Below are 21,464 nucleotides of genomic sequence, written 5' to 3' on the forward strand. Positions count from 1 at the left end.
ATGAGCAAACTTCGCATCGGCGTGGTAGGGCTTGGCGGCATTGCGCAAAAAGCGTGGCTGCCGGTGCTTTCTCACGCCACAGAGTGGCGGTTAACCGGCGCTTTTTCGCCGAATAAAGCGAAAGCGCTGCCCGTTTGCGAGGCGTATCGCCTGCCTTATGTCGACTCGCTGCAGGCGCTCGCCGCGCAGTGCGACGCCGTGTTCGTGCACAGCGCCACCAGCAGCCACTATCAGGTAGTGAGCGAATTGTTGAATGCGGGCGTGCATGTCTGCGTGGATAAGCCGCTCGCGGAAAATCTGGCGGACGCCGAACGGCTGGTGGCGCTGGCCGCCCGTAAGAAGCTGACGCTGATGGTGGGCTTCAACCGACGCTTCGCCCCACGCTATCAGGCGCTGAAAGCGCGCCTCACAGACGCCGCCTCGCTGCGTATGGATAAACACCGCGCCGACAGCGTCGGCCCGCATGATTTGCGTTTTACTTTGCTTGACGACTATCTGCATGTGGTGGATACCGCGCTGTGGCTGGCAGGCGGCGAGGGAACGCTTCAGAGCGGCGCGCTGATGGCCAATGAGCAGGGCGAAATGCTGTATGCTGAACATCACTTCGCCCGGGACCGTCTGCAAATCACCACCAGCATGCACCGGCGGGCCGGAAGCCAGCGCGAATGGGTGCAGGCGGTGACCGACGGCGGCCTTTATGAAGTCACCGATATGCGTGAATGGCGCGAAGAGCGCGGCGCAGGCGTCGTGACAAGCCCGGTGCCGGGCTGGCAGAGCACCCTGGAGCAGCGCGGGTTTGCCGGCTGCGCGCGTCACTTCATCGACTGCGTGACGAATCAGACTGTTCCGGAAACGGCAGGCGACCAGGCGCTACTTGCCCAGCGGATCATTGAGAAACTCTGGCGGGAGGCGATAAGCGAATAATCCCTCGTAACAACTGCCGGTAGTATTTCCCCGGCAGTTGAGTAGACTAAGCGCTTCGCTCAACGCCCCGACGCCTGCTTTGCAGGCGTTAGTGTTTGTGGACCACCAACCCGATGAATTTATTAAAATCGCTGGCCGCCGTCAGCTCAATGACCATGTTTTCCCGCGTGCTTGGCTTTGCGCGCGACGCCATTGTGGCGAGGGTGTTTGGCGCCGGTATGGCCACCGACGCCTTTTTTGTGGCGTTCAAGCTGCCTAACCTGTTGCGCCGTATTTTTGCCGAAGGGGCGTTTTCACAGGCCTTTGTGCCTATTCTCGCCGAGTACAAAAGCAAGCAGGGCGAAGACGCCACGCGGGTGTTTGTCGCTTACGTCAGCGGGTTGCTGACGCTGGCGCTGGCCATCGTGACCGTCGCAGGAATGCTGGCCGCCCCGTGGGTCATTCTGGTCACTGCGCCAGGTTTTGCTGATACGGCGGATAAATTCGCGCTGACTTCGCAGCTGCTGCGCATTACGTTTCCCTATATTTTGCTGATTTCGCTGGCCTCGCTTGCCGGCGCCATCCTTAACACCTGGAACCGCTTCTCGGTACCCGCCTTTGCGCCGACCTTCCTGAACGTCAGCATGATAGGCTTTGCGCTTTTCGCCGCGCCATATTTTCACCCGCCGGTGCTGGCGCTGGCCTGGGCGGTCACCGTCGGCGGCGTGTTACAACTGGTCTATCAGCTGCCGCATCTGAAGAAAATCGGCATGCTGGTGATGCCGCGCATTAACCTGCGCGACGCGGGCGCGCGCCGCGTGCTGCGCCAGATGGGGCCCGCCATCCTCGGCGTCTCCGTCAGCCAGATCTCGCTTATTATCAATACGATTTTCGCTTCGTTTCTGGTTTCCGGCTCCGTCTCCTGGATGTATTACGCCGACCGTCTGATGGAGTTTCCGTCGGGCGTGCTCGGCGTGGCGCTCGGCACTATCCTGTTGCCTTCGCTGTCGAAAAGCTTCGCCAGCGGCAACCATGACGAATATAACCGCCTGATGGACTGGGGCCTGCGGCTTTGCTTTCTGCTGGCGCTGCCAAGCGCCGTGGCGCTGGGCATCCTCGCCAAACCGCTCACCGTTTCACTGTTTCAGTACGGCAAATTCACCGCTTTTGACGCCGCCATGACCCAGCGGGCGCTGATCGCCTACTCTGTAGGGCTGATTGGGTTGATTGTGGTGAAAGTGCTGGCGCCAGGCTTCTATTCGCGTCAGGACATTAAGACGCCGGTGAAAATCGCCATCGTGACGCTGATTATGACGCAGTTGATGAACCTGGCGTTTATCGGCCCGCTGAAGCACGCCGGGCTTTCACTCTCGATAGGCCTTGCGGCCTGTCTGAACGCGTCGCTGCTTTACTGGCAGCTGCGCAAGCGCAGCATCTTCACGCCGCTGCCTGGCTGGGGCGCATTTTTGACGCGGCTGGTGATTGCCGTGCTCGTCATGTCCGCAGCGCTGCTCGGCATGATGCAGTTCATGCCGGACTGGGCGCTGGGCTCGATGCCCTGGCGCCTGCTGCGGCTGATGGCAGTGGTGGTAGCCGGGGTGGCGGCCTACTTCATCACGCTGGGGCTGCTGGGCTTCCGGGTGAGGGATTTCGCACGGCGCACGGCGTAAGGCGCGCCGACAGCGAATGACGCTTTCTTACCCGCGCTGCGCAGCGCGGGTAAGCGTCGCGGGTTTTTTTCGTCACCCCCGCTGTTTCGCCCAATAAAAAAGGCGCCTTTCAGGCGCCTTTCGCATTGATAAGCAACGTTAAATCGAAATCTTTTTGCCGCTGCGCTGGGCGCTGGCGGTCTGGCCGTTGGCACCGTACAGGCCCGGTTCCTGATGTGGCTTCAGGATTGCCAGCGCCTGGCTATTGCGCGCCAGTTGCCCTTCAAGCAACCAGCCGTTGTGCTGATTAAGGTCGCGCAGGTGACGCGTTTTCTGCGTAATCGTCTGCCAGCGTTGAGCGTCAGCGTCAGCGTCATTAGCGGAAGCCTGCTGCAAGCGCCGCTGCTGCTCAAGATAGTCGAGCGTGGCGAGCAGGGAGCTTTTTTCTTCTGTAATACGCTGCAGCGCGCTGCCATTCACATAGCCCGCTGACAATTGCTGCTGTTCCGCGTCCATGACCTCTTTAAGGCTGGTCAGGACAACGGTCATTTGGTCTAACACTTCTGACAGACGACTCATATCGTTACTTACTCTGCAGGTAACTCCGCGCTTCCTGAATCAGCGCGTCAGCGATTTTGCCGGTGTCCATTTTCAGCTCGCCGTTACGGATAGCGGTTTTCAGCGCTTCCACGCGCTCTACGTTGATGTCGCTTGCGCCAGGCTGCGTCAGCGCCGCCTGCGCATCGCTTAAGGTTACGCTGGCGCTGTTAGCGGCAGTCGCTTTTTCGGTACGGGTTTTCTGTGGCGCGGCCTCGTTGGTTTCACGTGCCTGTACGGCGCTGATCGGTTTAGAAGGCGAAGTGCGTTCAATGCTGCTCATTGTTAAGTCCTCATTGAGGTGGCTCGCGGCGCAGAGCCTGTCATTTAGGTGTTGCTTATTTATCGGCAGTGGACAGCGAATCTTTATGAAGATTATAGACTAATCAGAATATTCCCATCAGAGCCGACCGTGCCGCTCACCACCTGGCCCGAAGCCATACGCACCCGGGCATTCTGGGCAACCGCCGCATTGTTTAACGCCTGACCTTCACTGTTAATGCTAAAGCCTTCGCCTTGCGCGATAACCTGCACACGCTGGCCCGCTTTGATTCGCCATGCCTGGCGCACCATGGAAAGCAATACCGGTTGTCCTGGCGCGAGGTCGCGAAGCGTAACCGCATCCTGCGCCTGATTCAACTCCAGCATCGCCCGGGGAGGGAGTTGATCAAGGCGACCGCGCATTAAACGCACTGACGTGCTGTCGAGCCGACTGCCGCGCGCCACCGGCTGCGCCGCCACTACATACTCGCCTGTCGCCTGAACCAACACCTGCAAATACCGTTTATCGCCGCCGCAGCGCGCCTGCACGCTCAGGTTGCCCCACAGCCGCGCATTGCCCGGCAGGCTGAACTGCGGCTGCTCGCAGGCAGGCCATAAATTGGCCGGGGTTTTAACCGTTACGCTGACGTCATCGCTTATCCCGGCAAGCCTTGCGGCGAAAAAGGGAATCAGCTGGGCTTCAAGCGTCCCGGCGAACAGGGGCGAGCTTAGCAACATTAGCGCTGCGCAGCAGAGTTTCAGGCGTTTCATGGCGCGTCTCCGTTAGCGGAATGGCGATGATTTTACCCGCACTCGTTTTCCTTCAAGGCAACAAATAGCGACGCATTTTGCGCTTATTCCAACGATAAGGGAGGGCGCTCACCCAGTAAGCTGTGCATCATCACCATGCTATGCGGAGGAATCATGCTCGACAAACTCGACGCCGCGCTGCGCTTTCAGCAAGAAGCGCTTAATTTGCGCGCCCAGCGTCAGGAGATTCTGGCCTCCAATATCGCCAACGCCGACACCCCAGGTTATCAGGCGCGGGATATTGATTTCGCCAGTGAACTCAAAAAAGTGATGGAGCGGGGCCGCACGGAAGGAAGTTCCATTGCACTGTCGATGACCTCCGCCCGTCATATCCCTGCCCAGACGAATACCGCGCCGAATGTTGATTTGCTCTACCGTATCCCCGATCAGCCCGCAATGGACGGCAACACCGTGGATATGGACCGCGAGCGCACGCAGTTTGCGGACAATAGCCTGAAATACCAGTCCGACCTGCAGGTGCTGGGCGGTCAAATCAAAAGCATGATGTCAGTGCTGCAATCGGGAGGATAACGGATGGCTTTGCTGAATATTTTTGATATTGCCGGCTCCGCGATGACCGCGCAGTCCAAGCGCCTGAACGTGGCGGCCAGTAACCTGGCAAACGCCGACAGCGTTACCGGACCGGATGGTCAACCGTATCGCGCGAAACAGGTCGTGTTTCAGGTTGATGCCCAGCCAGGCTCGCCGACAGGCGGCGTGAAGGTGACTAACGTCCTGGAAAGCCAGGCGCCGGACAAACTGGTCTATGAGCCAGGCAATCCGCTGGCGGACGCCAAGGGTTACGTGCGCATGCCCAATGTGGATGTGGTTGGCGAGATGGTGAACACCATGTCCGCCTCCCGCAGCTATCAGGCTAACGTGGAAGTGCTTAACGCCACGAAATCCCTGATGCTCAAAACGCTCACCCTCGGTCAATAAAGGAGAAGGGCATGTCGATTTCCGTAAACGTTAACGACCCGACTAACAGCGGCGTCAGCAGCGCGACCGGCACCAGCACCAGCAGCGCCAACGGTCTCTCCGGCAGCAGCGCCTCGGACCTGCAGAGCAGCTTCCTGACGCTGCTGGTCGCCCAGTTGAAAAACCAGGACCCGACCAACCCGCTGCAGAACAACGAGCTGACCACTCAGCTTGCGCAAATCAGCACCGTGAGCGGTATTGAAAAACTCAACACCACGCTCGGCGCCGTTTCCGGTCAGCTTAACAACAACCAGTCGCTGCAGGCGAGCACCCTTATCGGCCATGGCGTCATGGTTCCGGGCACGACCATTCTTGCCGGTAACCAAACCACTACGCCGTTTGGCGTAGAGCTGGCGCAGGCTGCCGATAAAGTGACCGCCACCATTACGGATAAGAGCGGCGTAGTCGTACGCACGATTGAACTCGGCGGGCTGAGCGCGGGCGTCCATACCTTTAGCTGGGACGGCAAGCTAAACGACGGCACTACCGCGCCGGATAACGCTTACAACGTCTCCATTTCCGCCAGCAGCAACGGCACGCAGCTGGTCGCCCAGCCGCTCAACTTCGCGCTGGTCAACGGCGTAACGAAGAGCGCCAACGGCAGCCTGCTGGATTTAGGTACTTACGGCACCACCACCCTCGACGAAGTCAGACAAATCATCTGATTCAACCATTATCAGGAGTAAGACATGGCGTTTTCTCAAGCGGTCAGCGGCCTGAATGCCGCGGCCACCAACCTGGACGTAATTGGCAACAACATTGCCAACTCCGCGACCTACGGTTTTAAATCGGGTTCTGTCTCCTTCGCCGACATGTTCGCAGGCTCAAAAGCGGGTCTCGGCGTGAAAGTGGCGGGCATTACCCAGGATTTCAGCGACGGTACGACCACCAATACCGGTCGCGCCCTGGACGTGGCTATCAGCCAGAACGGCTTTTTCCGTCTGGTAGACAGCAACGGTTCGGTCTATTACAGCCGTAACGGCCAGTTCAAGATGGACGAAAACCGTAACCTGGTGAACATGCAGGGCCTGCAGTTAACCGGCTACCCGGCAACCGGCACGCCGCCGACCATTCAGCAGGGCGCAAACCCGGTAGGACTGACCGTTCCGAACACCCTGATGGCGGCGAAAACCACCACCACGGCGGAAATGGTCGTTAACCTGAACTCCACCGACAAACTGCCGACCAAAACCCCGTTCAATCCGACTGATTCCGATACCTATAACAAAAAAGGTTCCGTTACCGTATTCGACAGCCAGGGTAACGCGCATGACATGAACGTCTTCTACGTGAAAACTGACGCCAACACCTGGGCCGTTTACACGCAGGACTCCAGCGTTAACACCCCGTGGGTTGCCAACACGCCGGCAAACACCTACATGAAGTTTGATGAGAACGGCACCCTGACCGGTCTTGCCGCGACTGCCGCTGACGCCGCCGCAGGCACCGTCACCAATCCGCCGTCTTTCAACGTCACCACTGGCCCCATCAACGGTGCGACGCCTGCGACTTTCGCGCTGAACTTCTTTGGTTCCATGCAGCAGAACACCGGCACCAGCAGCATCGTTTCCACCACCCAGAACGGCTATAAGCCGGGCGACCTGGTGAGCTACCAGATTAACGACGACGGCACCCTCGTCGGCACTTACTCTAACGAACAGCAGCAGCTGCTGGGTCAGATCGTGCTGGCGAACTTCGCGAACCCGGAAGGGCTGTCCTCGCAGGGCGATAACGTCTGGGCTTCTTCCAACGCCTCTGGCGTGGCGCTGCTCGGCACGGCGGGCACCGGCAACTTCGGCTCTCTGACCAACGGCGCGCTGGAAGCTTCCAACGTCGATCTGAGTAAAGAACTGGTCAATATGATCGTTGCGCAGCGTAACTACCAGTCCAACGCGCAGACAATCAAAACGCAGGATCAGATCCTCAACACGCTGGTTAACCTGCGCTAAGTGAGTGAAGGAAGGGCTTAATGGATCACGCAATCTATACCGCGATGGGCGCGGCAAGCCAGACGCTGAACCAACAGGCGGTAACGGCGAGCAACCTCGCCAACGCCTCTACGCCAGGCTTTCGCGCTCAGCTTAACGCGCTGCGCGCCGTGCCGGTGGAAGGGCTTTCGCTCAATACCCGAACGCTTGTGACGGCCTCGACGCCCGGCGCGAATATGAGCCAGGGCGAATTCAACTACACCTCGCGTCCGCTGGACGTGGCGGTGCAGCAGGATGGCTGGCTTGCCGTGCAGGCCGCTGACGGCAGCGAAGCCTATACCCGCAATGGCAACATCCAGGTTGGGCCGACGGGGCAGTTGACCATTCAGGGCAACCCGGTCATGGGCGAGGGCGGTCCGATTGCCGTGCCGGAAGGCTCGCAAATCACTATCGCGGCGGACGGCACGATTTCCGCGCTTAACCCCGGCGATCCGGCGAATACCGTGGCGCCCGTCGGCCGCCTGAAGCTGGTGAAAGCCGAAGCGCGTGACGTGGTGCGCGGCGATGACGGCCTGTTTCGCGTCAGCCCGCAGGCGCAGGCCCAGCGCGGCGCGGCGCTGCAGGCCGACGCTACGGTACGCGTAATGCCTGGCGTGCTGGAAGGCAGCAACGTCAAGCCGGTTGAAGCGATGACCGACATGATAGCCAACGCCCGCCGCTTCGAGATGCAGATGAAAGTCATCTCCAGCGTCAATGATAACGAACAGCGCGCTAACCAGCTGCTGTCAAACAGTTAAGAAACAGGACGCCACTATGATCAGTTCATTATGGATCGCCAAAACCGGTCTGGACGCCCAGCAAACCAATATGGACGTTATCGCCAACAACCTGGCGAACGTCAGCACCAATGGTTTTAAGCGCCAGCGCGCGGTTTTTGAAGATTTGCTCTACCAGACGATTCGCCAGCCCGGCGCGCAGTCTTCCGAGCAGACTACGCTGCCTTCCGGCCTGCAGATAGGCACCGGCGTACGCCCGGTGGCTACCGAGCGTCTGCACAGCCAGGGCAACCTTTCCCAGACTAACAACAGCAAAGATGTTGCAATTAAAGGCCAGGGCTTTTTCCAGGTGCTGTTACCGGACGGAACGTCGGCTTACACCCGCGATGGTTCTTTCCAGGTTGACCAGAACGGCCAGCTGGTGACGGCGGGGGGGTTCCAGGTTCAGCCTGCCATTACCATTCCGGCGAATACGCTGAGCATTACCATTGGTCGTGATGGCGTGGTGAGCGCCACTCAGCAGGGCCAGGCCAACCCGGTGCAGGTAGGCCAGCTCAACCTGACCACCTTTATGAACGACAGCGGTCTCGAGAGCATCGGTGAAAACCTTTATACCGAAACTCAGGCTTCCGGCGCGCCGAACGAGAGCACCCCGGGCCTTAACGGCGCCGGTCTGCTGTATCAGGGTTATGTTGAAACCTCTAACGTGAACGTGGCGGAAGAGCTGGTAAACATGATCCAGGTGCAGCGCGCTTACGAGATCAACAGTAAAGCGGTCTCCACGACCGACCAGATGCTGCAAAAACTGACGCAACTCTAAGGTCCCTTCGGCGCGGCGTAAGCCGCGCCGGATACCCGAACTCAAGATGAATGCCATGCAAAAAACCGGTGCGCCACTTTATCCTTACGCGATTGCGCTCGCGCTGACCCTTTCAGGCTGCGCCTGGGTGCCTTCCACCCCGTTGGTTCAGGGGGCTACCACCGCGCAGCCCGCGCCCGCGCCCGCGCCGGTGGTTAACGGGTCGATTTTCCAGTCCGTTCAGCCGATTAACTACGGCTACCAGCCGCTGTTTGAAGACCGTCGTCCGCGCAATATCGGCGACACGCTGACTATCCAGTTGCAGGAAAACGTCAGCGCCAGCAAAAGCTCGTCGGCGAATGCCAGCCGCGACGGCAAAACCAGCTTTGGTTTAGATACCGTTCCGCGCTACCTGCAAGGCCTGTTCGGCAATGCGCGCGCCGACGTCGACTCCTCAGGCTCTAACGCTTTTAACGGCAAAGGCGGCGCCAACGCCAGCAACACCTTCAGCGGCACGCTGACGGTCACGGTCGATCAGGTGCTGGCCAACGGCAACCTGCACGTGGTGGGCGAGAAACAGATAGCCATCAACCAGGGCACAGAATTTATCCGCTTCTCCGGTGTGGTCAACCCCCGCACCATTAGCGGCAACAACACCGTACCGTCCACGCAGGTGGCGGACGCAAGAATCGAATATGTCGGCAACGGCTATATCAACGAAGCGCAGAATATGGGCTGGCTGCAGCGCTTCTTCCTCAACTTATCGCCGATGTAACGAGGTGACACATGGTTAAATCCCTATTCGGGGTCATGCTTCTGCTGGTCGCGACGCTTGCGCAGGCAGACCGCATTCGTGACCTGACAAGCGTGCAGGGCGTGCGTGAAAACTCCCTGATTGGCTACGGCCTGGTGGTCGGCCTTGACGGGACGGGCGACCAGACGACCCAGACGCCGTTCACCACCCAGAGCTTAAACAACATGCTCTCCCAGCTCGGCATCACCGTGCCGGCGGGCACCAACATGCAGTTGAAAAACGTGGCGGCGGTAATGGTCACCGCAAGCTTCCCGGCTTTTGCGCGCCAGGGGCAGACCATCGATGTGGTGGTTTCCTCGATGGGCAACGCCAAAAGCCTGCGCGGCGGTACGCTGCTGATGACCCCGTTAAAAGGGGTTGATAACCAGGTTTATGCGCTGGCGCAGGGCAACATTCTGATCGGCGGCGCGAGCGCCTCCGCAGGCGGCAGCAGCGTGCAGGTCAACCAGGTCAACGGCGGGCGCATCACCAACGGCGCTATCATTGAGCGCGAGCTGCCAAGTCAGTTCGGTAATGGCAACACCATTAACCTGCAGCTTAATAATGAAGACTTCACCCTGGCGCAGCAGATCTCCGACACCATCAACCGCGCCCGCGGCTACGGCAGCGCCACTGCGCTGGATGCCCGTACCGTGCAGGTTCGCGTGCCGACGGGCGGCAGCTCGCAGGTCCGCATGCTGGCGGATATCCAGAACCTGGAAGTGAACGTGGCGGTGCAGGATGCGAAAGTCATTATCAACTCCCGCACCGGCTCGGTGGTGATGAATCGCGAAGTGATGCTCGATTCCTGCGCCGTGGCGCAGGGCAATCTTTCCGTCACGGTTAACCGTCAGGCGAACGTTAGCCAGCCGGATACGCCGTTTGGCGGCGGGCAGACCGTCGTGACGCCGCAGACGCAAATCGATATGCGCCAGAGCGGCGGGTCGCTGCAGACGGTACGCGAGAGCGCGAGCCTCAACAATGTTGTACGGGCGCTTAATGCGCTGGGCGCGACGCCTATCGACCTGATGTCGATTCTCCAGTCGATGCAAAGCGCTGGCTGCCTGCGCGCCAAACTGGAAATCATCTAAGCGATATAACGGCCTTCGCCTCTGGGGTGAAGGCCGCAGTTTTATGTTCTTCCCGCCTGAGCGGCAGTAAAAGCGCGAGAGCGGGTTAACTTTTAAAGGACAGTCTCATGCTGAACGACACCCGACTGATGACCAGCGCGGCCTGGGACGCGCAGTCATTAAACGAACTAAAAGCCAAAGCGGGCCAGGATCCAAAAGCCAATATCAAAGATGTGGCCCGCCAGATGGAAGGGATGTTCGTGCAGATGATGCTAAAAAGCATGCGTGAAGCACTGCCGAAAGATGGGTTGTTCAGCAGCGACCAGACGCGGCTTTATACCAGCCTGTATGACCAACAGATTGCTCAACAGATGACGTCGGGCAAAGGACTTGGGCTTGCGGACATGATGGTGAAACAGATGGGCGGCGAGCAGCAGGCAAGCGCGCCGGAAGAGGCCTCTGTGCAGACGGCGCCGATGAAGTTTGATATCGACACCGTAAATACGTACCGCAACCAGACGCTGACGCAAATCGTGCGCAGCGCCGTGCCGAAAGCGCCATCTAATGACGAGCCGCTCTCCGGCGACAGCAAAGACTTCCTCGCCCAGCTCGCGCTGCCTGCGCGTCTCGCCGCCGAGAAAAGCGGCATTCCCCATCACCTTATCCTCGCCCAGGCGGCGCTGGAGTCGGGCTGGGGCCAGCGTCAAATTCGCACCGAAAGCGGCGAGCCAAGCTTTAACCTTTTTGGCGTGAAAGCCACGTCGAGCTGGAAAGGGCCGGTGACGGAAATTACGACCACCGAGTATGAAAACGGCGAAGCGAAAAAGGTAAAAGCGAAGTTTCGCGTTTACAGCTCTTATCTCGAAGCGCTTTCCGATTATGTCGGGCTGCTGACCCGCAACCCGCGCTACGAAGCGGTGACCAATGCCGCGACGGCGGAGCAGGGCGCGCAGGCGTTGCAGAACGCTGGCTACGCGACCGATCCGAACTACGCGCGCAAGCTGACGTCGATGATTCAGCAGCTTAAATCGATGTCCGAGAAAGTGAGCAAAGCTTACAACAACGATTTGTCGACGCTTTTCTGAAAACGCTCAAGTTATGTCGCAGGCTGCCGATACTTCTCGACAGGACCCTGAGTCAGAATGTTCATAAGGAACCCCCATGTCCAGTAGCTTAATTAATAGCGCCATGAGTGGCCTTGGCGCAGCCCAGGCTGCGCTGAATACTGTCAGCAACAATATTTCCAGCTATAACGTGGCGGGATACACCCGTCAGAACACCATTTTAGCGTCGGCCAACAGTACGCTGGGTGCAGGGGGATATACTGGCAATGGCGTTTATGTCTCCGGTGTTCAGCGTGAGTACGATGCGTTTATTACTAATCAGTTGCGCAGTGCTGAAAACCAGGGAAGCGGATTAACGTCACGTTATGAGCAGATGTCAAAAATTGACAATATGTTCTCTGGCAGCACCAATACGGTTTCAACCTCTTTGCAGGGCTTTTTCACCAGCTTACAAACGCTGGTAAGCAACGCTGAGGACCCGGCTGCACGTCAAACTCTGCTGGGTAAAGCGGAAGGCCTCGTTAACCAGTTTAAAGTGGCAGATCAATATCTGCGCGATCAGAATAGCCAGGTTAATACAGCCGTTTCCTCAAGTGTAAGTCAGGTGAATAGCTACGCTAAACAGATAGCGAATCTGAACGATCAGATTTCTAAGCTGACCGCAGCGGGAGCAGGCGCTTCGCCAAATGCTTTACTTGACCAGCGCGATCAACTGGTTAGCGAACTCAATAAAGTCGTGGGCGTAGAAGTTAGCGTGCAGGATAGCGGCACTTATAACATTTCTATCGGTAACGGCTACTCACTGGTGCAGGGCAGCACTGCGAATCAACTTGCCGCCGTCTCTTCCAGCAACGATCCGTCTCGCGTTACGGTTGCTTATGTCGACAAAACCGCAGGCAACATTGAGATTCCAGAGAAATTACTTACCACAGGTACGCTGGGCGGCATGCTGACATTCCGTTCTCAGGATCTCGATCAGACGCGTAACTCTCTCAACCAACTGGCGCTCTCTTTTGCTGATGCGTTTAACAATCAGCATAAGAAAGGTGTTGATCCCAGCGGTGCAGATGGCGGTGATTTCTTTGAAATTGGTAGCCCTGCGGTACTGAGCAACAGTAAAAACAGCAAGACGCCAGGCGCTACGCTGACGGCTTCCATCACTGACGGCTCCCAGGTTCAGGCGACCGACTACAAGGTTGTATTTGATGGTAACGACTGGCAGGTAACGCGTCTGTCCGACAATACCACCGTAACCGCAACCCAGACGCCGGCTGGCGGTCCTTTTACGGGCCTTGAGTTTGATGGCCTGAAGGTTGATATCAGCGGCAGCGCGGCGACGAATGATACCTTTACGGTGAAACCGGTTGTTAACGCCATTGTGAATATGAGCGTCGCTATTAAAGATGAGTCAAAAATTGCTCTTGCAGGCGAGGCGGGCACGGGCGAAAGCGATAATCGTAACGGCCAGGCATTACTCAATCTGCAAAGCAGCAAAGCGGTGGGTGGCAATAAAACGTTTAACGACGCCTATGCCGCACTGGTCAGTGACGTGGGAAACAAGACCAACACACTGAAAATCACCAGCACAACGCAAAGCAATGTGGTCACGCAGCTTAGCAACCAGCAGCAATCTATTTCGGGGGTTAACCTCGATGAAGAATACGGTAACCTGCAGCGTTTCCAGCAATACTACCTGGCTAATGCGCAAGTGTTACAAACCGCTTCCACCCTGTTCGACGCTCTGCTGTCGATTCGCTAACGGAGAATAACGCGATGCGTATCAGCACCCAGATGATGTATCAGCAAAACATGCGCGGCATTACCGATAGCCAAAGCGCATGGCTTGGCTATGGCGAGCAGATGTCCACAGGCAAGCGTGTGAACAGGCCTTCCGACGATCCTATCGCTGCATCTCAGGCGGTAGTGGTCTCACAGGCGCAGGCGCAAAACAGTCAGTATGAGCTTTCGCGTACTTTCGCTACACAGAAAGTTTCGTTAGAAGAGAATATTCTGGGGCAGGTAACTACAGCAGTTCAGGGCGTACAGGAAAAGCTGGTTAATGCAGGTAACGGTACGCTAAGCAATGACGACCGCGCTTCACTGGCGACTGACCTGCAAGGGTTGCGGGATCAACTGCTAAATCTGGCAAACAGTACGGATGGCAATGGTCGCTATATTTTTGCAGGCTATAAAACCGAATCAGCGCCTTTTGTCGAGGGTGCAAGCGGTGTGACTTATGCTGGTGGGGAAGAGGCAATCACGCAAACTGTCGATACAGCGCGGAGCATGATCATCGGCCATACCGGGAAGCAAGTATTTCAAACCGTGACCAGCAACGCAGTAAAAGAGCCAGATGGTTCTGTACAGAGCGATATGTTTGCAACGCTTGATAAAGCAATTGCTGCGCTCAAAACACCTATTGAAGATGGTGACGATACGGCGCGTGAAGCCTTCACAGCGGCAATCGATAGCGCTAACCGCGGAATGCGAAATTCCTACAATAATGTGTTGACTGTGCGCGCGGAACTGGGAACGCAACTTACTGAACTGACGGCGCTTGATGCTTCAGGCGATGACCGAACACTGACGCTGACTCAACAAATGAGCGATCTGGTAAACGTTGACTATAACGCGGTTATCTCTTCGTACACCATGCAGCAGGCGGCGCTTCAGGCTTCCTATAAAACGTTCAGCGACATGCAGGGCATGTCGCTGTTCCAGTTAAATAAATAAAAATAAAAAGTTTGGAGCATGTCATGAAACTGGGCATGCTTTATATGCCCGCTTCCGCACCCCGGAGCGGGCCTTTTTTTATCTTCAGCGCGTGGCCGCAGCGCTAAGCGGCGCGTGTTTTCCCGCAAGGCGAATCGCAAGGCTTATCAGGCTTACCACCGTGGCGAGCGCGACCACAGCAGGCCAGCCTGCAAGCGTATAGGCTTTACTGCCAAGTATTGAACCCAGCGCCATACCGATAAACACCACCGTAAAGAGCAGGGCGTTAAGGCGACCGCGTGCGGCGGGCTCCAGGCTATAAACCAGCGTCTGGTGCGCGACCAGCGTTGACTGCAATCCTAAATCAAAACCGATGGCGGCAATCGCAATAATGGCGAGCTGCATGCCAGGGCCAAAGAACGGCAGTGTAAACATCAGGGCGAAAGAGAGGCTTACCAGCGCGGCGCCAAGCTGCGTGACTCTTTGCGGACCGAAGCGGTCTGAAAGCGTACCGGAGAGCGGAGCCGCCAGCGCGCCCGCCGCGCCCGCCAGACCAAAGGCGCCCGCAGCGGCGCTGCCGACGTGGTAACTGTTATGCAGCATGACCGCCAGCATTGACCAGAACGCGCTAAAACCAATCGACAGAAAGCCCTGGGCAAACGCCGCCTGACGCAGCGCCGGGTAGCGGCGCCACAGCGTTACCAGCGATTTCATCAGTGCCGGATAGCCAAGTTCAGAATGCGCGGCGAAGCGCGGCAGTACGCGCCAGAGCAGCAGGCCGATGAAGGCGATGCTGACGGCCGCCAGCTGATACATGACACGCCAGCCAAACGCCGCGCCCACCAGACCGCTGACCGAGCGGGAGAGCAGAATGCCAAGCAGCAAGCCGGTCATGACCGTGCCGACCATTTTGCCCTGTTTGCCGGCAGGAGCGAGGATAGCGGCGGCGGGGACAATATCCTGCGCCACCGTGGCGGCCATACCGACCAGCAAGCTTAAGCCGAGCAGCCCTGTAAGGCTTGCTGAAAAGCTATAGAGCGCCAGCAACACGGCAAGCAAGGCGCATTTCAGCAAAATAAGATGGCGGCGGTCGTAGCGGTCGCCAAGCGGCAGCAAGAAGAAAATGCCCAGCGCGTAACCCAGTTGCGTAAGCGTTGGGATAAGCCCCATCCCGTTAACGTCAAGCTTAAGCGCGGCGCCCATCAGCGGCAGAATCGGCTGAGCGTAATAAATAGAGGCCACGCTTAACCCTGTGGCGAACGCCAGCACCAGGATAAGCCCGGCGGGCAGAGAAGCGGCGGCCGTTTGCGGCGCGGTGTGTGCAGGTTTCACAATGAGTTCCTTAACATGGGGTATGTATGCTTATTGTCGGCCCGTATCGGGTAGCGTGGTAGAGCAGGGCATGATAAAACAGTTATACGTCAGCCGTATGACCAGGAGAAAAAATGTGCCGTCAGAACGTATAGATCGGCTGGAATTGATGCATACTTTTGTGCGTATTATCGAGAGCGGATCGCTTTCCGCTGCGGCTTTGCAGCTTGGCACAACACAGGCGACCGTGAGCCGCAGGCTGAAAACGCTGGAGGATCTGCTGGGGGCCAGGCTGCTGCTGCGTACCACCCACGCTATGAAGCTGACCGACGACGGCGAGCGCTGCTATCAGCATGCGAGGGGCATTATCGGCAACTGGGCGGCGCTGGAGGACGAGCTGAAAAATGCGGAGGACGATCCTGTCGGCATTTTACGCGTGCGAGCGCCTCACGCCTTCGGCCAGGATCAGCTTATCGCGCCGTTGACTAGCTTTCTTAACCATCACCCGAAGCTGGCGATAGAGTGGACGCTCAATGATAAATCGCCAGACTTTATTGGTGAAAATATTGACTGCGCCATTCATGTGGGGCCAGACATCGATCCGACCTGCATCGCCGTGCCGCTTGCTGAGGTGCCGCGCATTGTCGTGGCCACGCCGGAATTGCTGAACCACCATCCGGACATGACGCACCCGAGCCAGCTTGCTTCGCTGCCGTGGGTTGCGCTAAGCACTTTTTATCGGCGGGAAGTGACGCTGACCCATGGACAAACCCGTGAGCCCGTCTCCTTTACTATCAGTCCGCGCTTGAGTTCGGACAGCCTTTATGCGGTACGCCGGACGGTGCTGAACGGGATTGGCGCGGGGATTGTGTCGGCCTGGGTTGTGCTGGAGGATCTGGCGCAGGGGCGGCTGGTGCATTTACTGCCTGAATGGCAGGTTTCGCCACTGCCGATGTATCTGGTTTATCCCTATGCCCGCTATTACCCGGCGAGGCTGCGAAAGTTTCTGTCGCTGATGCGCGAAGCGATGCCGGAACTGGCAGGCATGCGGCGGATTGAAGGCAATAAAAAAGCCGGTCAGTGACCGGCTTTTTCAGGTTTACGGCTTATTCCGCTGCCTGCGGACGACCCGCTGGCGCAGAGGCGTGATGGGTGGCGCTATGGCCGCCCGCAGCGCCTTTGCCGCTGAAGTCGAAGGCCGGGCGAACCCAGTCGCTATGACGCGGCGGCTCCGGGATGTATTCCGGCGCCGGAGCGCGGGTCATCGGCGCAGCGGCGTGGTTGCGTTCAACCGCTACGCTCGGTTTCGCCGCGACAGGCGCTGCTTCAACCGGCTTCGCCTGCTCTTGCGGCTTCGCTTCGCGCGGCTGCACCTCTGCTTGCGGCTCCGCCTGCGGCTCGGCGACTGGGGCGGTTTCCGCCATTTCTGCCGCCTGGGCTTCGCGAACGTGTTCTGCTTCGCTTGCCAGCTGCGCTTCTTCAATCACGCGCTCTGCAACGGCTTCTTCCCGCGGCTCGATAAGCTGCGGTTGAGCATCAACCGGGCTTTCGATAACTTCCGGGTGAGACGTTTCAATTGCAGGTTCCTGCGGTGCCTCGGCTTGCGCGTCGGCAACCGGTTCAACCACCACCGGCTCGCTCGTCGGCGCTGGCTGTGCGGCGGCGGCAGGGGCAGCGACGTCAGCCGGGGTCTCAACAACGTCCGGCGCAGCCTGTTCGAACTGCTCCTCCATCACTTCATCCTGCGGACGAGCGACTGGATAGCGGATCCAGACTTTGCCGGAGGCCATTTCTGGCGAGGCGCAGGCGACGGTCAGCGGCATTGGCGACTGCGTCGGGTAACGCTCGTCACGATAGCGGCGACGGCGCTGGCCGCTCACGCGCAGATGGCGCGGAGAACGACGGGAGCGACGCGGCATACCGGCGTTATCCGCACGGCCTTCGCCCGCTTCTTCCTGCTCGGCTGCGTTTTCTACGACCGCTGGCAGAGGAATGGTGGCGACTTCGGTGCTGGCGGACGGTGCCGCTTCAACCGCTTCTTCTTCAACAACCGGTGCGGATTCGGCGGACTCAATGCGGATCTTCTGCGTAAGCTGGCGCGGTTTACGACGCGGCATCACCTGTACGCGCTCTTCCTGCTCGGCGGCTTCCTGCTCCGGCGCTTCTTCGCGGGTCAGCGCTTTCACTTCCTGCTGCGCCTGACGTTTCTCTTCCGCACGGCGACGGTTACGTTCGCGACGCGGCTGCTGCTCCTCACGCGGTTTGGCTTTCTCCGTCTCTTCCACAACCGGCTGCCGGGCTTCACGCGCTTCGGCATTCTGTTGCTGAGCCTGACGGCGGTTGCGGCGGTTCTCTTCGCGAGCCGCTTCACGCACTTCGCCATTTTCAGCGCGGGTTTCACGGTTGGGGCGCTCGTTGCGATCGCGACGCGGTCCCTGACGGCGGTTGTTGCGACGCTCCTGCGGTTTCTCCTGCGCAGGCGCTTTCTGCTCTTGCGGCTGAACAGGCGTTTCGCTGGCGGTCTCACCGGCGAACAGATTTTTAAACGCGCCAATCAGACGGCTCATAAAACCAGGCTGCGCGGGTTGCGCCGGCGGCTGGGCTACGGCGACGCCCGGCGCGACAGGTTTCTCGGCAGCGGCGCTTTCCTGCGGCATCGGCGGCACATCCGGCATCACAAAGGTAGCAAGCGCTGGCTGTTCAGGACGTTTACGCTCGGCGTACTCTTCATCAGAAGGCAGCGCCATGGCTTCTTCATGCAGCTTCGGCAGCAGATAGCTCAGGGTTGGCGTCTCTTCGCCTTTACGTACGCGCAAAACAGAGTAGTGCGGAGTTTCCATCTGATCGTTAGGCACAATCACGCAGCGTACGCCGCCCTGGCGTTTTTCAATCGCGTTTACCGCTTCGCGTTTTTCGTTCAGCAGGTAAGAGGCGATAGGCACAGGCACAATGGCATGCACCTCTTTGGTGTTCTCTTTCAGCGCTTCTTCTTCAATCAGGCGCAGAATGGAGAGCGAGAGTGATTCATTGTCGCGAATGGTACCGGTGCCGCTACAGCGCGGGCAAACGTGATGGCTGGATTCGCCAAGCGACGGGCTCAGACGCTGACGGGACATCTCCAGCAGGCCGAAGCGCGAGATGTGGCTAATCTGGATGCGCGCACGGTCCTGGCGCACCGCTTCACGCAGGCGATTTTCCACCGCGCGCTGATGGCGCACCGGGGTCATATCGATAAAGTCGATAACGATAAGACCGCCGAGGTCGCGCAGGCGCAGCTGGCGCGCAATCTCATCTGCCGCTTCAAGGTTGGTGTTAAACGCGGTCTCTTCGATATCGCCGCCGCGGGTGGCGCGGGCGGAGTTGATATCGATGGCGGTCAGCGCTTCGGTGGTGTCGATAACGATCGAACCGCCGGAAGGCAGACGCACTTCGCGCTGGAAGGCGGACTCAATCTGCGACTCAATCTGGTAATGGCTGAACAGCGGAATTTCACCGGTGTAGAGCTTAATTTTGCTGCTGAAATCCGGACGACCCAGCGCGGCGATATGCTGGCGCGCAAGCTCAAGCACTTTCGGGTTGTCGATAAGGATTTCGCCGATGTCCTGGCGCAGGTAGTCGCGGAAAGCGCGAACGATAACGTTGCTTTCCTGATGGATAAGGAAAGGCGCCGGGCGGCTCTCCGCGGCTTTCTGAATCGCTTCCCAGTGCTTCAGGCGGAAGCTTAAATCCCACTGCAGCGCTTCGGCGGATTTACCGACGCCTGCGGTGCGCACGATAAGACCCATGCCGTCAGGCAGTTCAAGGCTTGAGAGCGCTTCTTTCAGCTCGGTGCGATCGTCGCCTTCAATCCGGCGTGAAATACCGCCCGCGCGCGGGTTGTTCGGCATCAGCACCAGATAACTTCCCGCCAGGCTGATAAAGGTGGTCAGCGCCGCGCCTTTGTTGCCGCGCTCTTCTTTATCGATCTGAACAATAACTTCCTGACCTTCACGCAGTACATCTTTGATGTTAGGGCGGCCATGGGCGGAGTAGTTGGCAGGGAAATATTCGCGGGCGATTTCTTTTAACGGGAGGAAACCGTGTCTTTCAGCGCCGTAATCAACAAATGCGGCTTCCAGACTGGGTTCAATGCGGGTGATTTTGCCTTTGTAGATGTTCGCTTTTTTCTGTTCGTGTCCTGGGCTTTCGATATCCAGGTCGTACAGGCGTTGCCCATCAACAAGGGCGACACGCAACTCTTCCTGCTGAGTTGCGTTAATTAGCATTCTTTTCATCGTAACTTACTCGTTATTCTTACATTGACGATAAAGCTGCGGGCATGGTGACGTTGACCGGGAGTGAACCGATGGCCTCGTGACTGTTCACGCCGTCAACCTCACGGCTGTCGTACGCTTAGGAGGCGCAGAGTGTCGGTAGCCTGTATTTCAACTGGAAATACAGCGCAATTATCAAAAAGGAACAGCCTGGGAGTAACTCTCCAGAGAAGCTTCCATTTACCGGCCAGGCTGCAACCCGCAGCCCGCTAACTGCCTGAAAGTTCAATACGTCTTACGCCATTGCTGCGTGGATGGACATTCAGGCAAAACTGGTAATTCCGCAAAATTCCTTGTCTTAACAAGTCTCAACACGGAAAACGGCAACATTATTCCATTGGCAGGCTTGTTATAGCAAGCTGACTTTTGCCATTTATCACCGGGTTACTCACAGTTTTTTAACTTTCTGATTTCCTGCTGGCGTTTTAACCGCCAGCACGGAAAACATAAGCTGTGAGAATCGGTTTGCCAGTAAGTATAAGCACATAAAAATGTGTGGCGCTATCAGCGTGCTCTATTTAGAATCGCCACCCATGAAAACAGAGACTCCATCCGTAAAAATTGTTGCGGTTTCGGCTGACGAAGCCGGGCAACGTATCGATAACTTTTTGCGCACTCAGCTGAAAGGCGTGCCAAAAAGCATGATTTATCGCATTTTGCGAAAAGGCGAAGTGCGTGTGAATAAAAAGCGCATTAAGCCGGAATATAAGCTAGAAGCGGGCGACGAGGTGCGTATTCCGCCTGTGCGCGTGGCCGAGCGCGAAGAAGAAGCGGTGTCGCCGCATTTGCAAAAAGTGGCGGCGTTAAGCGACGTCATTATTTATGAAGATGATTATATTCTGGTGCTGAATAAGCCTTCCGGCACGGCCGTGCATGGCGGCAGCGGGTTGAGCTTCGGCGTTATCGAAGGGCTGCGCGCGTTGCGCCCGGAAGCCCGTTTTCTTGAACTGGTGCATCGCCTCGATCGTGATACTTCCGGCGTGTTGCTGGTAGCCAAAAAACGTTCTGCGCTGCGCTCATTGCATGAGCAACTGCGTGAAAAAGGGATGCAGAAAGACTATCTCGCGCTGGTGCGTGGGCAATGGCAGTCTCATGTCAAAGTGGTGCAAGCGCCATTGCTGAAAAATATTTTGCAGAGCGGCGAACGTATCGTGCGCGTCAGTCAGGAGGGTAAGCCCTCCGAAACGCGCTTTAAAGTTGAAGAACGCTACGCCAATGCTACGCTGGTGCGCTGCAGTCCGGTGACAGGGCGCACGCATCAAATTCGCGTGCACACGCAGCATGCCGGGCATCCTATCGCTTTCGACGATCGGTATGGCGATCGCGAATTTGACCGTCAACTGGCGGGCACCGGACTGAACCGCCTGTTCCTTCATGCGGCGGCGCTGCGCTTTGAACATCCGCATACCGGCGAAACGATGCGGGTCGAGGCGCCGCTGGATGCTCAACTGCGCCACTGCCTGAAGGTGTTACGCGAAGCCATGTAATCCAACTGGGCAG

The 21,464-nt window shown here is 58.0% G+C and carries 20 protein-coding genes; 15 read left to right on the top strand and 5 right to left on the bottom strand.

Annotated elements, in window-relative coordinates:
• Both IEX01_RS03925 and murJ read left to right on the top strand, forming a co-directional pair.
• The gene (locus IEX01_RS03925; RefSeq protein WP_188723295.1) at window positions 1-924 is read left to right on the top strand and encodes a Gfo/Idh/MocA family protein; all 924 of its coding nucleotides are present in this window, start codon (window positions 1-3) and stop codon (window positions 922-924) included.
• 113 nt (window positions 925-1,037) lie between these two features.
• Entirely contained in the window at window positions 1,038-2,573 is a 1,536-nt protein-coding gene (gene murJ / locus IEX01_RS03930; RefSeq protein ID WP_188723296.1) for a murein biosynthesis integral membrane protein MurJ, read from the top strand.
• Between the two features lie 138 nt (window positions 2,574-2,711).
• Here the strand turns inward: murJ and flgN are convergent, their stop codons facing one another.
• From flgN to flgA, 3 genes are all read right to left on the bottom strand, one after another.
• Complete coding sequence (gene flgN, locus IEX01_RS03935) at window positions 2,712-3,131, bottom strand: flagella biosynthesis chaperone FlgN (protein ID WP_024556683.1); 420 nt, start codon at window positions 3,129-3,131, stop codon at window positions 2,712-2,714.
• 4 nt (window positions 3,132-3,135) lie between these two features.
• Window positions 3,136-3,432 carry a flagellar biosynthesis anti-sigma factor FlgM gene (gene flgM / locus IEX01_RS03940; protein WP_024556684.1) on the bottom strand — a complete coding sequence of 99 codons (297 nt, stop codon included), beginning with the start codon at window positions 3,430-3,432 and terminating at the stop codon, window positions 3,136-3,138.
• A 92-nt stretch (window positions 3,433-3,524) separates the two neighbouring features.
• A complete protein-coding gene (gene flgA / locus IEX01_RS03945) occupies window positions 3,525-4,181 on the bottom strand; it encodes a flagellar basal body P-ring formation chaperone FlgA (protein ID WP_024556685.1) in 657 nt (218 codons plus the stop codon).
• 153 nt (window positions 4,182-4,334) lie between these two features.
• Here flgA and flgB point away from each other — a divergent pair, with 153 nt between their 5' ends.
• The 11 genes from flgB (at window position 4,335) to flgL (ending at window position 14,361) form a co-directional block, all read left to right on the top strand.
• A complete protein-coding gene (gene flgB, locus IEX01_RS03950; protein ID WP_024556686.1) occupies window positions 4,335-4,751 on the top strand; it encodes a flagellar basal body rod protein FlgB in 417 nt (138 codons plus the stop codon).
• 3 nt (window positions 4,752-4,754) lie between these two features.
• On the top strand, window positions 4,755-5,159 hold the full coding sequence (gene flgC, locus IEX01_RS03955) for a flagellar basal body rod protein FlgC (protein ID WP_024556687.1): 405 nt from the start codon (window positions 4,755-4,757) through the stop codon (window positions 5,157-5,159).
• Between the two features lie 11 nt (window positions 5,160-5,170).
• The gene (flgD, locus tag IEX01_RS03960) at window positions 5,171-5,863 is read left to right on the top strand and encodes a flagellar hook assembly protein FlgD (RefSeq protein WP_024556688.1); all 693 of its coding nucleotides are present in this window, start codon (window positions 5,171-5,173) and stop codon (window positions 5,861-5,863) included.
• A 24-nt stretch (window positions 5,864-5,887) separates the two neighbouring features.
• Window positions 5,888-7,147: a flagellar hook protein FlgE gene (gene flgE, locus IEX01_RS03965; protein ID WP_024556689.1), complete on the top strand. Its 1,260-nt coding sequence runs from the start codon at window positions 5,888-5,890 to the stop codon at window positions 7,145-7,147.
• Window positions 7,148-7,167: 20 nt separating this feature from the next.
• The gene (locus IEX01_RS03970; protein ID WP_024556690.1) at window positions 7,168-7,923 is read left to right on the top strand and encodes a flagellar basal body rod protein FlgF; all 756 of its coding nucleotides are present in this window, start codon (window positions 7,168-7,170) and stop codon (window positions 7,921-7,923) included.
• Between the two features lie 16 nt (window positions 7,924-7,939).
• A complete protein-coding gene (gene flgG / locus IEX01_RS03975) occupies window positions 7,940-8,722 on the top strand; it encodes a flagellar basal-body rod protein FlgG (RefSeq protein WP_024556691.1) in 783 nt (260 codons plus the stop codon).
• Between the two features lie 55 nt (window positions 8,723-8,777).
• Complete coding sequence (gene flgH / locus IEX01_RS03980; protein ID WP_024556692.1) at window positions 8,778-9,476, top strand: flagellar basal body L-ring protein FlgH; 699 nt, start codon at window positions 8,778-8,780, stop codon at window positions 9,474-9,476.
• Between the two features lie 11 nt (window positions 9,477-9,487).
• On the top strand, window positions 9,488-10,585 hold the full coding sequence (locus IEX01_RS03985; RefSeq protein WP_024556693.1) for a flagellar basal body P-ring protein FlgI: 1,098 nt from the start codon (window positions 9,488-9,490) through the stop codon (window positions 10,583-10,585).
• A 107-nt stretch (window positions 10,586-10,692) separates the two neighbouring features.
• A complete protein-coding gene (gene flgJ / locus IEX01_RS03990; RefSeq protein WP_188723297.1) occupies window positions 10,693-11,649 on the top strand; it encodes a flagellar assembly peptidoglycan hydrolase FlgJ in 957 nt (318 codons plus the stop codon).
• A gap of 76 nt (window positions 11,650-11,725) precedes the next feature.
• Complete coding sequence (flgK, locus tag IEX01_RS03995) at window positions 11,726-13,387, top strand: flagellar hook-associated protein FlgK (RefSeq protein ID WP_024556695.1); 1,662 nt, start codon at window positions 11,726-11,728, stop codon at window positions 13,385-13,387.
• A 14-nt stretch (window positions 13,388-13,401) separates the two neighbouring features.
• On the top strand, window positions 13,402-14,361 hold the full coding sequence (gene flgL, locus IEX01_RS04000; RefSeq protein ID WP_024556696.1) for a flagellar hook-associated protein FlgL: 960 nt from the start codon (window positions 13,402-13,404) through the stop codon (window positions 14,359-14,361).
• Between the two features lie 84 nt (window positions 14,362-14,445).
• On the opposite strand, the gene IEX01_RS04005 is transcribed toward flgL, so the two are convergent.
• Window positions 14,446-15,672, bottom strand: coding sequence for an MFS transporter (locus IEX01_RS04005; RefSeq protein ID WP_024561240.1), 1,227 nt, complete (start codon window positions 15,670-15,672; stop codon window positions 14,446-14,448).
• 70 nt (window positions 15,673-15,742) lie between these two features.
• On the opposite strand from IEX01_RS04005, the gene IEX01_RS04010 reads away from it, so the two are divergent.
• Window positions 15,743-16,735, top strand: a complete 993-nt coding sequence (locus IEX01_RS04010; RefSeq protein WP_373289645.1) for a LysR family transcriptional regulator — start codon at window positions 15,743-15,745, stop codon at window positions 16,733-16,735.
• A gap of 22 nt (window positions 16,736-16,757) precedes the next feature.
• Here IEX01_RS04010 and rne read toward each other — a convergent pair whose 3' ends face one another.
• A complete protein-coding gene (rne, locus tag IEX01_RS04015; protein WP_188723298.1) occupies window positions 16,758-19,925 on the bottom strand; it encodes a ribonuclease E in 3,168 nt (1,055 codons plus the stop codon).
• 572 nt (window positions 19,926-20,497) lie between these two features.
• On the opposite strand from rne, the gene rluC reads away from it, so the two are divergent.
• A complete protein-coding gene (gene rluC, locus IEX01_RS04020; protein ID WP_034882058.1) occupies window positions 20,498-21,451 on the top strand; it encodes a 23S rRNA pseudouridine(955/2504/2580) synthase RluC in 954 nt (317 codons plus the stop codon).
• The last annotated feature ends 13 nt before the right edge of the window (window positions 21,452-21,464 follow it).

This window comes from Franconibacter daqui (genome assembly GCF_014644275.1).
In the GTDB taxonomy this organism is placed as follows: Bacteria; Pseudomonadota; Gammaproteobacteria; order Enterobacterales; family Enterobacteriaceae; genus Franconibacter; species Franconibacter pulveris.